The organism is Rania fehmarnensis, assembly GCF_056494185.1.
This window is the reverse complement of sequence record NZ_CM151398.1, coordinates 6,572,257-6,588,875: the sequence shown is the minus strand read 5'-3', so window position 1 is coordinate 6,588,875 and position 16,619 is coordinate 6,572,257. Positions and strand designations below refer to the sequence as shown.

The 16,619-nt window shown below is 54.7% G+C and carries 1 protein-coding gene (running past one end of the window); it reads left to right on the top strand.

The genetic code is table 11. The features are described 5' to 3' along the window. Positions 1 to 830: 830 nt before the first annotated feature. Positions 831 to 16,619, top strand: the start of a protein-coding gene (locus tag SH573x_RS22495; protein ID WP_479350055.1) for a pre-peptidase C-terminal domain-containing protein. 16,230 nt of this gene lie beyond the right edge of the window; only the first 15,789 of its 32,019 coding nucleotides appear in the window; it begins with the start codon at positions 831 to 833; the stop codon falls past the right edge of the window.

Genomic DNA, 16,619 nt, shown 5'->3' with positions numbered 1-16,619 from the left:
TAACCACCTCCACTGCCAAGACCCCTCCCGAATCTCGCAGAGCCTCGATTCGACCTCCCCATGCTGCGCATGGAGAGGTGACTGTCACCTCCCCCGGCGCAGAGGCAATGCCTTGGAGAGGTGACTGAAATCTCGACACTTCTTTCGTTTTGTCGCGTCCGCTTTTACAGAAATGCGTGATGGTCGAATGCCTTTAGTTTCTGCCACAAAAAAGTTTGGAAAACTCCAAATAGTTTGTCCGGTCGCAACATCTTTCGTGCCTATGAGACTGACGGGATCGTTCCAGAGCAGCGGCGATATAAATTCTTTCGTTAAAATCCGCAAAGCTCTGCGCAGGTCCGGTTGCATCTTCGTCTTGAAGATAGTTGGTTTGGTTTTTTGAGAAGCGTCAGCACGAGGCTGGCACTGTGAAATTCAACTCTGCCGCATGGATGCATTTGGCCAGCACCTAAATAAACGGCGTCATTAGTATGTCATCCCCTCATGCCATCAGGCCAGTTGGTCAATTCGACCGACCCTCACACACTCTATCTCTATCGCTTGCTTCGAGGGTGCATCGGCTGCATGTTGCAGCCTAACCAATAGCGGCTCCAATCGATGGTTACTGCCAAGCGCAGCCAGTTGCTGTGGCTAGCAGTCAATCGCCGAAGGTCGAGCTGCTGAACTTCACCCGTTTGAACTCCCCTCGTTCAGCTTACTGCTGCCAATGAATCTGAGTTACTTGCCACCAATAGGTGATCAAGCAGGTACCAGGCCAATTCTTGGACGTCGATTTATTCCGCGAGGGGGATACCTACCTGAATGCATTTCCTCCCTGACGGATCAACACCATGCGTGATAGCTCGGTTATTTTCTCTGGCAAGTCTTGGACCAGCACCTCGTGGCGCCTGACTAACAAGCGTCGTAAGTCCCGGGAGTTTCGCCGGGCTCTACTGGAAGACTTGGAAGTACGCCGCTTGCTCGCATCTGATATGCGCAGCGTCGAGTCGGTCTCGAGTTTGATTGCGCCGTATAGCACGCAGATCCAGGGCGTCACGGTCATCACGCACGGGTTCCAGTTAGGGGACGAAGATGGCGACAGCTTGATGCCCTTGGCCAACGCAATTCGCAGTCGGGCTGATGCATTCAACGGCAGTCAGCATACTGCGTGGCTGCTGGATTACGATCTGCTGCAAGAAGGTGGCACTGGGCAGTTCGACTTTGATACCAAGTTTAGTGGCACCACCGTTCTGAATGGTTCGTATGCCACGGGCAGTCCCAGCGAAATTGTATTGATGTTCGATTGGTCACCCGAATCTCAGGAAATCTCAACCGGCTGGGCCGAAGGTGCAGGCGATGCGCTCTACAACACGCTTACAGGTCTGGGCCTGATCAATCCCAACTCGCCTCACACCAATCCGCAACTCCATTTTATCGGTCACAGCTTCGGCGCGGCGGTTACCAGTGAAACGGTCGAACGCCTGGCCTTCTACGACGTCCCAGTCGACCAGGTGACGTATCTCGATCCCCATGACTTTGATCAAGGACTAGGCGTCGATGGCGCACAAAGCTTGTCGTCGTTGGGTAAGCCAACTGGCTACGGGGCAGTTGCCTGGCAGAATGTCAATTTCACGGATGTTTACTATCAGACTCGCGGCATCAATGGCAGTTTCGCCCCTAACGCGGCCGTACCCAATGGCCGGCCGATACCAGGTGCTTACAACGTTCAACTGCGTGACGGAGTTGAATTGCCCAAGTCAGACTTTAGCCTTTACGACCTGTTCGATTTCGCCGGCGATCATTCGTATGTCTGGAACACATCCTATCTAGGGTCAGTGCTGGGGACGCACCCTGCTGGCATGCCGCAACCGCAAGTTTCAAGCTCAGTCAATTATGTTGTCAACGGTTACAATTACAGTCGCATTGCCGGTGGCGTCGATGGTCGTCCCGCAGCCGACAACTTCTACTCAGTTGATCAAGATCATCAATACACTCCGATCGCGCTTCAGCCACAGACAAAAACACCTACGGAAAAGCTCTCGATCGCTTCAGCCAAACAAGCGCCGTTGTGGAACAGTTCCAGTGTGCTGTTCAATGGAGACTTTCAACATCCTGGCGATGAATTTGACATACTCTCTTCGGTGGCTGGCGACAACTTAGTTCCCGGTTGGTCGCACCATGGCGGCGGTGGCGCTGGTCGCATTCAAGAGCAGTCGGGCAACTACTATCTCGAACTGAACGCCAGTGGGCCGGATCGTACTCACAACTCGTTTTACTTGCCGCAGCAGGCTGCGATTCTGACCTTCAGCGCTTTTCAAACGGCCGCCGCAATTGGAGACGATCTAAAGATCTTCATTGGTGATGAACTGATTCACCAAATCGAAGCTACAGACTTGTCTACCTCTGCCAAGAACTATTCCATTGCGATTCCCACCGAGTTGCGTGGGCAAAATCAAACGCTGCGTTTTCGGCTGAGTGCACCGCAAGGTGCGGCGATCGAATCGACCCTGCGCATTGATAACATTTCCCTCGGTGCCGGTGGACGGACCGGAGATATCATCTCGGTTGAACTCGCCGCTACCGCGCCCACGCTCAGCAACTTCGACATCGTGGGTTGGGACATCATCAGCAGTTTGGGCAGCAGTATACCTCTGGAAGTCGAGCGTCATGCTGTACGAGCCGATTACGCGCTGAACTACAATGGCAACCCGATTGCATTTGCGATTCTGAGCGACCGTGTCAACTCAGTCAGTTTCGCCAGCACCGGTCAATTGTACCTGGCGCCACCAACTGCCGATCTAGGTGTATTGGATTCTGGTAGCCAATACGGTTTTCAAGGTGGAATGAAACTATGGTATCGTTCGGGCATTGAGTTGGCAGTGGTCACCAACACGACCGGACTGGCCAGTTACCTCAATGGCTCGGCCACTGACAAGATTCAGTACCTGCAAGCGCGGCTGATCGATACGCTCAACGGTAGCCAGGTGCCAACTTTGCCTTCTTCGGCAACCGTGCAGGCTCGCTCTATCCAGCTGGCCGAACCACAAGTGATCGAGCAGTGGTTGATCCGCGATGCAGCCTCCGGCAAAGCCTGGGTACTGGTTGACAGTGGCGATAGTTACTCACTTTTCCAAGCGGCTGAATATCAACTAACCGTGGTGCCTGGCGCTGGCACGATTAACGACTACGCTGAAAAAGTGCCCAGTCAGGGTACCAGCATTTTAGAAGTCGCGCAGATGCAACAGCGTCTGCGTTATTGGAATTACCCAGACGAAAATGGCAACCTGCTGATCGTCGACGGTATTGTCGGACCACATACGCGCCACGCGGCTGGACTGTTCCAAGCCAGCGTGAATAACACCAGCTTCAGCGAGGCCAGTTATGTCACTGGCAATTCCTTCAACTACATCAACGCCTTTAATGGTCCGCGTTGGACTTATCTGGATGATTTACCCGGCGATTATATTGAAACCGAAGTTGGTCCGTATCCTGAAAACGCGCCACCACTGCGCTTTGCGACCGACTGGGTCATCGGCACGATACTCGCGACCGCAGCAACGCTCAAGACCAGCAGCAATCCGCTGCAACTGCCCATCGTGGTGGGCTCGTTGAGCGCCCAGAGTGGCCCTAGCACGATCAATCATGCTGGCCATGACGCAGGTATGGCTGTCGATTTTGTCTTGGCACCCAGCACCGGCGTGCCCGATACAGGCAATGGTACGCTTTCGGCAGCCGAGGCCGAAGTAGTGCGGCTGGTCAATGGCCTCGAAGAATATTCACCGGCTGGGGTCACACTTAAAGAAGTCATCTCGTCCAATTCCGATATCGTCACTGCATTGAATGCTGGCCGCATTAGTCCGATCGCAATTTTGGATCCCGCCTTTGCCGGTGGCATTCATGTGGCTTTCAATCCACCCGAAGTTTCGTTCTTTCCGCCGCTGGCCGATCCGGTTATCAGCGATGATGTGAACAGCGGCCTGCAAGATGTCTTGGATTGGTTGGACAAGCTGATCAATACCGAACTGGACAAGCAACTGCCTGCCTTGGTCGAGGTGACCGACGAAACAGAAGAGAGTGAAGAAGCCGAACCAGCGACTATCTCCGATTCTCTGGGGCTGACCTATGTCTTAACCGGCGACGGTTCGATTCTGGATGAAATCAAGAGTCAAGTTGGACTGGGGCCATCGCCTGCGGTGCTCGCTGAACAACTCAGCCAGACCCGCACCTCGCTGTTCTTGAATTTGCCTAAGCTGACTGCACCGACTTTGGGCGGTCCGTTTTCGCCGACCAATCCAGCCAGTTACAGTTTCTCGCATGCGCTGACGGTATTCGACTCGGTCGGCCAGGCACATGATGCGACGATGTATTTCATTAAATCGGCTGTGGCCAATACGTGGCAAGCGATGATGACGGTGGACAACGTGCTGCAGCCCAAGGTGCACACGCTAGAGTTCTCGAGCGCCAACGAAAAGATTTTGCCGAGCTCGGCCAAGTTCGTTATCAGTGATTACACGCCCGGCGGTTCAATCGAACCGGTTAACCTGGTCATCGACTTGTCGCAAGCCACGCAGCGCAATGATCAGTTCAAGTTCGGTTGGTCGACGTGGTCGGTGGCCGTGCAAGCTCAGTATGAAAAGAGCACGGGCAAGTCGGCCATGCACTTCTCGCTCAACGGTCGCGCCTCGACCGGTGATCGACAATTTGATTTTGCAGAGGCGCTAGCCAACATCGGTGTCTCGTTAGCTGGCGACATCAGCGCGCAGGCTCAAGTCAACGGACGCCTGGACTTCACCATTACATGGGATAACAAAACTTCCAAGCCCAAGTCGGAGACGTTGGCTATTCAGTTGCACGACTTTTCGGCCGATGTCAACATTTTGGTCGATACGATTCTGGTCGATGCCAAGGCCGGCTTGCTGGGCGGCAGCATCATTGATTCGGGCACGCAGGCCAATCCCGGCCCGACCAACAGCTTTATCACTGCGTCCGCGGCCTTTGATGCCACGCTCAACGGCGGCGAGTCGATCTTGATCGCTCAACTCGACACGTTAGAAGTGGGCGAAGATTACTCCATCGATATGTCGTGCGACTTTGGTGGCGTGTTGTACTTTACTTCGACGCTAGCCGGCGCGCCGATCCCTGGCGAGCTGAAGGTCCTGCTAGGTCTGACCGGCAGTGGCGCGCCTACCGCCACTCCCGCCGGTGATCTCGCATCGATTATCAACCAACTGAATAATCTCAGCCCCAAATCCCTCGCCGACACGGCTACGCAATTAGCCGACTGGTTCTCGGGCATGGGCAACTTTGGGCAATTCAAAAACAAGCTGCCGCTAGGTGGTGGTTCGTTTGGACAGGTGAGCGACCTGGGTGAAGAGCTCAGCCAAGCCCTCTTCAGCAAGTTTCAAGAAGTGCGGCTGGTTGCCGAGTCCGCTCCGCAGAGCACGGGCAAGTTCAGCAACGATACAAGTTTTGAAGTCACGGTTAGCGATAACCTGACCAAGACCGTAGTCATCAATGCCAACATCACTCAGAACAATACGACGATTGCTGACTTAGCTTCGGACCTGTCCAGTGCTTTGGCTGCCGCCTTTGAAGGCACGGACTTTGCGGGCATGCTGCAGGCAACCGCGGTCGATGGCAAACTGGCTATCTACTCCACCGATAGCAGTGTCAGCGGAATCCGCGTAGCCAATACCGATGGTCAAACGGTGCCTGGCGTCGAGCGACTTGGGTTTGGGAACAACCAGGCTGTCGATCAATTGCGTTTCCAAACGTTGCAAGATTTGGAGCAGCTGATTCGCGAAGCTCTCGATTTGACGCCGCAGGAATTTGGTTTGGTTTACGACCGCAATCTCGGTACTGTGACTGGCAACATCAATTTCCTCAGCGAGTCCATACTTGAATCATCCAAGTTATCGATGGGCGATTCATGGGGCGGCTTGGCAGGCATTCAGACCAATAGTTCTGTCGATCTGTGGCGTCGAGCTGAAGGCAGCTTTACGTTTGGCATAGATCTGTCAGACATTGGGACCGGGTTTACAATCACCAATTCCACGCCACTGTCCACGTTGCCAACGTGGGGTACCGGAATCGAAAGCGGTATCCGTTCTTCGCTGGGCGCAACTTCCGCATTTTCATTCAGCAAAGATCTACGCTTCGCGCTGACCATTGATGGTACGGATTTCGATGTCCATATTCCGGCGGCGGCCACCAGCGGCAATGCATCGCTGGCCGACCTGACCTCTGATGTTAACGCAGCCATTCAATCTGCCATCGCCACCAGTCCCTTCGCTGGTGGTGTCAGTGCGGTGGTCGACTCCAGTTCGGGCACGGCGGTCATGATGATTCGCATTCAAGGCTCGACGATCGGCTCGATATGGCTATCCGACAGCGAATTGGCCGGCGACTACTACGGACTGCGTCGACTCGGGATCCAAACCGGCGCTCGGTATGGCCAGCATCTAAAGATCACGCTCTCGGATGACACCAGTTTTACGGTCAGTTTGCGTGGTGTAACAACCATTGGAGATGTGATCAACCGCATTGAAGTGGCCTCGCGCACCGTCCCCACCGATGCTAACACGCGGCGTGTATCAGTGAGTATTGATCCACTGGATCCCGATCACTTGAACATCCGAGATTTGAATCATGTCATCGACGGCGATTCGAGCGCTGGGCGATTTTCCATCGAATCTGCCGATGGTTCGCTGGCTGGGCTGATCCTGGGCCTGCGCGGCACGGACAACGATGACGATGGCAAAGCCAACAATGGTGTAGACGATGTTGATGATGGCGTAATCAATGGTCGAGCGCTCAACGGGCAGTCGTTAGCCAATCGATTTTATCTGAACAACTTCGATGTTGACTTGTCTGTGCAGGCGACAGCCAACGACATTGACGCTATCGCCAGCTTTGGTCCGGCCAGCGTCGGCATTGTCAACGGTAAAGGCGAAGCCAGTGCCAAGCTGTCGCTAAGCCTGACGGATCCCAATAGCGATGGTCGACTGTACCTGAGCGAGATGATCGAAGCAGGGGTCGTCAGTATCATTGGCGATCCGGTATTGGAATGCGATTTGAATCTTGAATTGCCAGTGGTTTTAGCGGGTTCGATCCCGGGCCTTTCTTTGCCGGGCAATGCCGCGGTTATCGTCTCGTGGACCGACATCCACGAAGGCACAGAACCGACCATTCATTTGCGCGGCTTGGATAACCTGAAAGGCTTTGAAAACTTTTCAGCCTTCGGCTTAAGTGGTGACCTGTCCATTGAGCGAGTTCTGGACGGTGCTCTGGACCTGCGGGCTAACTTGCCGGAGTTCCGAGTTCAGTTGCGAGGTGAAGCTGCCCCCATCAATCTTGACCTAAGCTTTATCGATCCGACAGCCACGGGACCGGCTCTGAAACCGATCGCGACTTTCCAAGACCTGATCGATGCCATCCGCATTCAAACCGGTGGCAAGTTGACGTTGAACTTTACGCGCGATGGCCGGGGACTGGAGTTGTACGACAACACGACGGGCAATATGCCCTTCTCGCTTGTGTCGCTGAACACTTCAAACCTATTGAGTCAACTTGGCTTGTCAGGCATCCCTGCTATCGACAACGTCATTTCTGGCGAACCGATTTACCAGCCCAGCATCTTGGATGCGCTGCGCCAAGTCGTGGAATTGCTGCGGTCGTTTGAAGAGCTCGATGCGCTCAACGAAAAACTCCCGGGAACAGATGTCTCCATCAACGATATCCTGGATTTTGCAGACAAGCTGGATGCCACGCTGAATGATTTGCAGAACCGACCCAAAGCCGCGCTGCATGAGTTAGAAGTCGCGCTTGAGCAAGGTTTGGATATACCTGGTTCGAATCTGGCTTTGAAGCTGGATGGCCAGGCGTTGAAGGTAGTAGTCCGAATCGCCGATTCGGCCGCGCGCTCGCTGCCACTGAACTTCAACATGCTCGATGGCAATCAGGATCTGGGCAAGTTTGTGAGCCTGAAGGGCGATGGACGGGTCAGCGCCAGCATCGGCGCGGACTTCGTGCTGGCCATGGGCATCGACCTGGCCGATCCAGATGACTTACGTCCCTTCTTGTACGCCGTGACTCCACAAAATGAAAACGCCACGACCCTGATTGATATGGGCACAAGTCTGGGTGTAACTGCCAAACTCAGTACGCCCACACCGATCAATTTGAAGGCATCCGTTGGCCCGCTGAGTGCGAGTATCGTCAATGGATTTGTGCGGTTGGACGATGGCTCGGCGCAAGCCAATCCTGCCCGTTTCACGGCCAAGTTACGTAACGTCAATGCTTCCGGGCGTCGTTACCTGGATGGATTGTCGCTCAGCTCGCTGCAAACCGAAATCGTGGGCCAGATGCAGGCCGTGTTACCGGTGCACGTTACGCCGTCCGGATTCATCGGCAACATTGGTCTGTCGGCCAATATGCAGAATCCGATAGACAGCTTCGACGTTACCCTGCCCGACTTTTCCCAGCTAATAGACGATCTGGATTTCACGACAGATATGTCCGTCTTTTTGGACGGATGGGATTCGTTACTGGGTTTGTTCGAAGAGAAGCTACTGGACAAACTGGATGGTATCAAGCTGCCGGTTATTGGCAATCAATTGGGCGATCTGTCCCGCTTTATTCTGGATCTGCGCAGCGAAGTCGGTGACATCGACCCTGGTAGTTTGGTGGGCAACGGTGCCATTGAAATTTTGCGCAGCCAGTTGTTTCAGAAGCTGACGGGCATCAATGTTCTCAAAGATAAAGACGGTCAATCTGGAATCACTCAGAGCGACATTGTGGTTACTCAGACGGCATCGGCAGTGGAGTTTGAAGTGTCGATGGGCGGCACCATTGTCGCTAATGACCTCAAGTTCGACTTGAATCTGCCGGGCTTGGGATTGAAGACCGGCGATATGTCGTTGAGTCTCACGGGCAACTGGCAGATCGATGTCGGGATTGGAATTGATAAGAATACCGGGGTCTACCTGAAGCTAGCCCGCAATAACCCTGATGGCAGCCGCAAACTCGACGACCTGCATATTGACTTCAAGGCCGAACTGATCGGTCCACCGCCAAACACCAAGTTCAAGCTGGGATTCTTGGATTTGGAAGTGGCCAACAATCGGACCGAAGCTGCGGCAGAGTTCGATATTGATCTTGATCCAGGTCTCGATGGTCGGATTGGTTTGGGCGAGATCTTCTCGGTACCGTTGTCTACATCCTTTACTGGCAACGTTCTTGAAAACGGCGTCGACAATAACAAAGCGGCCATTGTCGATTGGACGCTGACTGCAGCCATCAACGGTGTAGCAGGGTTACCTCAATTGCGCACCGGGTTCGATTTGAACTGGACCGTCAATTCATTTGCTGAATTGGCATCAGCGCCGCAGATCGAGTTCGGTGATGTGCAGATGAACCTGGGTTCGTTCTTGAGTGACTTCTTGGGACCGATCGTCAAGAACGTCAACGATGCACTGGAGCCAGTGCGTCCGATCCTGGATGTGCTGACGGCTCCGATTCCGGTAATTAGCGATTTAGCCGGTCCGACGACGCTGTTGGATTTGGCAGATTTCTTTGGCTATGGCGACTACAACGACTTCATCTATGCAGTACAAGATATCTCGGACCTGGCCGAGAAACTGGAAGGCGCTATCGGGGCCGAGAACTGGATCAACCTGGGCAGCTTTAGTGTCGATGGTTCGCTGGCCTCGCTGGCCAGAGGTCGCGGCAATCTCGCACCGCGAACCAATCCCCTGAACAACGTCGACTTCGACAGCATCAAGAATCAGATCGATACCAGCGGCGGTCAACAAGCCGATGCTTTCTCGAGTTCCACGTCGGCCACAGGCGGTGGTTTCCGCTTCCCCATTCTCGAAAACCCTGCTTCGGCATTTGGATTGTTGCTCGGACAAGATGTGACCTTGTTCGGTTACGACATGCCGCGTTTGGAAGCTCAGTTCGAGTACAGCCAGTTCTATCCGATCTGGGGACCAGTCGGTGCACGCATTACCGGTACCGTGGGCGCGGTGGCGGATTTTGCGTTTGGATTCGATACGTATGGCGCAAGGCAATTTGTGGCCAGTGGCTACAGCGATGCCTCCAAGATCTTCGACGGCTTCTTCATCAGCGACACCGCCAGCGTCGATGGTACAGGCCCCGACGTTCCCGAATTGACATTGTCGGGTGCCTTGAAAGTTGCGGCCGAAGTAAACGTGGTGGTGGCGCGCGTCGGTGCAGGCGGCGGTATTTACTTGGATGTCTTCTTTGACCTGCACGATAATAACAATGATGGCAAGATCCGCTTTCAAGAACTAAAAGACAACTTCGAGCTGGGCCCCATCCATGTGTTCGATGTTACCGGTCAGCTGGCAGCCAAAGCGTTTGCCTATTATGAAATTGGCTTCCGCGCCTTCGGCAAATGGGTCAAGATTGCTGGAGACGAATACGAACTGGCCGAAGTCGTGCTGTTGGACTTCTCGTTGCCGCGACCGGACGATGCTGTCGAGACATTTTCGTATATCGAAGGCGGTGTATTGAAGTTCCATGCAACGGAAGGCAACGATCAATTCACCCTTAGCGCGGGCACCGGCGACGACGCAGGCAAGGTAATCGTGACCTCGCCACTCCTGCGCGATCCCGAGAAACATCCCCTGGCTGAATTTACCCAAATTCAGTTTGACGGTCTGGGCGGCGATGATCGCTTTACGGTGCTCGAAGGTCTCTCCAAACCTGTGACGGTGTATGGTCGCAGCGGTAACGACATCATTCGCACCGGTGATGGCGCAGCGACTGTTTATGGCGATGGCCCCACGGAGTTGAGCAGCGATGGCCGCGACAAGATCTTCCTGGGTAGTGGTGGAGGCACGGTCCATGGGGGTGGAGGTGATGATGAGATCACCGGTTCGGCTGCAGCTGATGTGTTGCACGGTGGATCCGGGCGCGACTTGATCAAGGGTCTCGATGGCGACGATGAGATTCACGGTGATGCAGGTGCCGATCGCATTGAAGGTGGTGCGGGCAACGATGACATCTACGGTGGAGCCGACGGTGACGTTATCGACGCCGGCCGCGGCGATGACTATGTCGAAGGTCAAGGTGGTGATGACAACATCTTGGGCGGTTTCGACAATGACATCCTGATCGGTGGACTAGGCAACGATCAGATCAATGGCGATCGCGGCGACGACTTGATTATCGGGGACAATGCCACCGTGAATCGTTCCGGCGCATTCCCGTTTAGCGTTAGCGGCTTCTCTGGCGCCGGCGCCGATACGCTGGTTGGCGATCGCGGTGCGGATTACATCTACGGTGGTGGCGGCAATGACAAGATCGATGCCGGCACGGGAACTGACTATGTGTGGGGGCATGAAGGCGACGACTCGATCAATCTCGGCCCCGGAGCGGATTGGGCAGATGGTGGAGCAAATGATGATGAAATCATCGGCGGTACTGGCAGTGATCATCTGATCGGCAATACAGGACGCGACAAAATCTATGGTGGTACCAACGCACAAGGTGGTGGTTCGACCGATGATGAGAACACCATCTATGGCGATACCGAAACAACGGGAGTCGGCAACAATGATGAAACGCAAGCCGATACCATCTACGGTGATGTTGGCCGCGATGTGATCTACGCCGGCAGTGGCTCCGACACGGTTCATGCCCTGGGAGGTGACAATGAAACATCGCTCGGTATGGGCAACAATGTTTATCGATCGGGTGACGGCCATGACCTGGTGACCGCTGAGTCGGGCAATGATGATATTCGCGCTGGCAACGGCAACAACACGGTGCATGCTGGCGAAGGCAACAATACTGTAGTTACCGGCAGCGGCTACGATACGGTCACCGCTGGCAGCGGCCACGATACGATCGAAGCTGGTTCAGGTGGAACAGTCGTTAATCCACAAGTTATTCTGGGCGGTGCAGGTGATAACCGCATCATCACCGGAGATGGTGTGGAACAGATCACCACCCTAGGCGGCCGCGATTCGATCACCTCTGGCCACGGCGCAAAAACAATCAATGCTGGTGAAGGTTGGAACGTAGTCACTGCCGGTAACGTGGGCAGTGGCACCACCACAGTCACCGTCGGTAGTGGTGCTGACCAGGTTACTGTCGGCGATGGTACCAAAGTCATTCACGGTGGTGCTGGCAAGAACGTCATTAACTTGGGCAATGGTAAAGCCGATGTCGATACGCTGGATGATGATGACACCATCACCATCGGCACTGGCGATAAAGTAGTTTTGGCCGGTGGCGGCAACAACACGATTCAACTGGGTAATGGTCCCTCCACTGTAGTGACTCTAACGGGTAACGACTCGATCACGACCGGTGACGGCCAAGACATCATTATCAGCACCGGTGGCAATAACACGATTGAAGCTGGCGGCGGTCGCGACTTTGTGCAGACCGGAAGTGGCACCGATACGATTCGCGGTGGGGCTGGCAATGATCTTATCTTGGGTGGTGCAGGTGATGATCAACTCAGTGGCGGCGCTGATCATGATTTGATCATCGGTGATGCAGGCGATGACAACTTGTCTGGTGAGCAAGGTCGTGATTTGCTCTGGGGCGGTTTGCCCGACCAGATTCAAGCTATTTGGGGCATGGGGACATTCACAGTGTCGATGCCTCCAACGTGGTCGGAGATCGATAACCAGCAAACTGGCCTGGGTTGGTTCGCATCCAAGTTTGACTTGACGGCAGCGACCGTCACCGGATCGGCCCAGTTTGCAGTGCCAACCGAGTTAGCTGCGGCTAGTGCAGAGTCGCAGGCGAATCGTGCCCTGAGCTATTCGACCACGCTGCAGAAGATCGTGCCGATTGATGTATTGAACTTCAGCGTCGCCGGTACGATGGCGTCCAACTTGGGAGCCGGCAATGGCGATGGCCTGGATACACTCAACGGCGGCGATGATACCGACTGGATTTTTGGTGGTGGCGACACGGACTTCATCGACGGTGGCGCAGGCGGCGACTATATCGACGGTGGCGCCGGCAATGATCGCTTACTAGGTGGAATCGGCGAGGCCTTGGGCGATGGCGGTCACGATGTCATACGCGGCGGTTTGAACAACGACATCCTCCGCGGTGGCGACGGCTTGGACCTGCTCTTTGGCGACGAAGGCGATGACTTGGTCTTTGGCGATACCGGCTCTCCTGATGGAAACGGCATCGGTCAACTGGGGCAGGTTCTGTTTGGTGGTCCAGGCAAAGATACGTTGTATGCCTTCGCCGGCTATGACGCGGCGATCGAGGCTACGCAAATCGGCGATCATTTGATCGGCGGATCGGGTGAAGATTTGTTATACGGCAACTTGCGCCAAGATCTGCTTTCTGGTCAGCAAGAGGCCGACTTCTTGCACGGCGATTACTTGGACGGACCGATGTACGCGCGCAACGTCCGCGCCGCCACCGTTGGTGGAAGCGACATCCTGCTGGGTGGCTTCGGTCAAGATCAACTCTTTGGTGGCGGTGGCAATGACATCCTGCGCGGCAACGAAGATGGCGACTGGCTGGAAGGCAATGACGGCAACGATGCATTGATCGGCGGCATGGGCATCGACATTCTGACGCTCGATGTGGCTAACACTTACACAGTCACCGGTGGTGACAAGTTGTTTGGTCATGAAGTAAACGGATCGACCTACGCAACTTTCGTCGACAACGCCGCTACGGACGCCTGGGCTGACATCGTACTGTTGCAGGGTGATGCCCAGTCGGATGCCAATGGCAATCCACTCTTCCATGATGACATTTTCTTGTCCGGCGATTTCTCCACCGGCAACTTGAATGTGACCTATCGGTCTGGCAGTTCACGCAATGCGATTACCGGCCAACTGATCAATCCCATCAGCAATCCGCGTCCGATCTTGGCGGGCATTATGCCCAGCGTCGAGCAGATTCAGATTGCGGGCCTGATGGGTGATGACGTGCTCTCGGTTCAAGGCTTGACAGGTACACAAGCTGCGGTGGGTGAAAGTAGCGTGTCCTATACAGCCATGGTCGGCGGTGGTCCAGGTAATGACATTTTGCTCGGTTCACCTGGCGACGATCGCTTGGACGGCGGTCCAGGCAGTGATCGTATTTATGGCTTTGCCGGTAACGATCGACTGTGGGGTGACTACTTCAACGGCAATGCATCCTTTGACTCGGATCAGTTGTACGCAGGTGGTGGCTACGACGACCTGGTTGGTGGACGTGGGGATAACGTTCTCAGCGCTTGGTCGTTTAATCCAACCTTGAATTATGCCTTTAGCGGCAACTACACCGATGTCCAACTGCGCGAGGCACTGATGCGCAGCGATACCGCGCCCAAGGCAAACTTGTCAGCTGCAAACTTTGGGGTCTACCGCAACGCAGAAGGCAAACCCGTATCTAGTCCAGCCACTGGCAATCGCGAAGATACTGGATTGAACCGCATGTTGGGTAACAATTCAGCTAATTCCGAGCAGTTGTATGGTGGAACGGGTCTAGACTTCTTGTATGGCAACGGTGGCGGCGGCGCTAACGGGGACACGTTGTATACCTATAGCGGTGAGGTTTTCGGCGCTGGTGATATGCCTTGGGAAAATGATGATGCGTGGAAAGAGTACGCCAAGCAAACCGATGCGGTGTGGTACGTGGGGGCTGGTACCGGATTAAGTGATACCGACGATACGGTACAGATCGACTACGTGACGGATCCAACCAGCCCGATGTATGGCCGACATATTGTGACCATTCGTCAGTCAGGGTCCTTCAATCTCAAGTTGTCGTATCAAATCGGTCAGTCGCTATTTGCACCGGTCACTGACAACAACAACGTCAATGATCCTTCGGCCAATGCCAATGGCAATCAAGAGCAGTTCTTTGATGTCGAGAACGCAGGTTATCGTTGGGATCCAGTGACCGGTCGCCTGTTCCGGCTATCACCCGAAGAGCGTCGAGACAATGGCTTAGACGCACTGGGCGAGACCGATCTTGGAGTAACGGTGCTGCCACCGGAAGGTGACTTCCTGGCAATCCTGGTCGATACCTTGGGTGGTAATGACACGGTCCTAGTTGGGGAAACTGTACAGAAATCCGTGTGGGTAGATGCGGGCAGCGGCAACGACTTGGTTCGTATGGAACCTCGCTTGGCATATCTGCCTGACCAGACCGATAAATTTGGCGTGCGCAACGATATTCCCGCGAAGGCCAAAGACCTGGGATCGCTGGATGCAGTCGCCGGTGGCGTGCGATCTGACCAAGAGTTTACGGGTCTCACGATTGACAGCGCTACCGATGTCAATCTACATGAGAGCTCTGAAGTCGACTGGTATTCGTTCTCACTGGACTCAGCGCCGTTAGCGGGCGACGTACTGCAGTTGATCGCCGGCGGAGTGGGAGCCGAGCAGGCTTCCAACTCACAAACGGCGTATGCCGCCAAACCACAGCAGCTGCAGATCGACATCTATGCTGGCATCGCCCCAGCGTGGAGTACGTTGACCGACTATACAGGTGTAAATAATGTTGCGTTCTCGCTGACCATTCCGCAAGAAGTGGGACCGGACTTTAAGACCGCCGCCGATGTTATCCTGACCAAGGGACGAACCTATAACTTGGTCTATGCGGCGGATCGATTGGCAGCGGACTCGGCCGTTCGCCCGACTGTCGCTGAAGTTGCCTTGATGAACCTGGTCGGTGGCCCAATCGAAGAAGTTTCATCCGGTTATCGCTTGGCTACCGCGCTGACCCAGAACCAAATCGCAGCCATCGATCTGTCGACATTGGTTGCTGGCGTAAAGTATTACGTTCGTATTCAGGATATCGATGGCGTCACAGGCGAATACGCGCTCAACTACGCCAGCGCGGCCACTCCAGATATCTACGAAAGCTCGACCACTCCCAATACCAGTGCCAGCAATGCGTACCTGTTGGGCTCGCCAGCTTCTATTGAGCAAATCGCGAACTTGACCTTGCCGAGTCTGCAACGAGCACAAGTGGAAGGTGATTGGTTTAAGTTGGCACTTGGTGGAGCGACAGGCACTATCACCGCTAGTTCGCACGTAGCTGCTCGTACCGTTACGCTTGAATTGATCGATGCCGACACGCTGGTCAGCGTGGCCAGCAGCAGCAACTCGCCACTTGTCTTGCCAGCCAATTTAGCTGGTGATTACCTCTTGAAGGTAACGGCCGATGGCCCCGTGCGCTACGACCTGGAGTTTGATGTTGCACAAGCGCTTGAGGGCAGTGGCTCCAAAACTGCCCCCTATCAGATCAACGATATCGATCGATTGGTTTCGGACATCTACACCATCAGTCCGGGCGCAGGACCAACCGGGACTGATGCCGATGGGGCTGCAATCTTCTACGAATTCAGTTTGGCTGAAACTGGTGAGTTGGGTGACGCATTCGGTCTGCGTGTATTGAACGAATACGTGGCGGGCAAGTTTGTGGCTTCGCCCACGAATCGCTTGCGACTGCAATTGCTCAGCAGTACCGGTGCGGTGCTTCAAGAAGTTGCGTCGACCGACGCTGATCCTCAAGCCACGTTGGACCTGGCTGGTCTGACACGTGGTACCTATCGCGTGCGCGTCGACTCGGCCTGGCGTCGCGATGGAAACACCGATGTGCCGCTGGCCCTAGCCAATACCAAGTTCGAGTTCTAT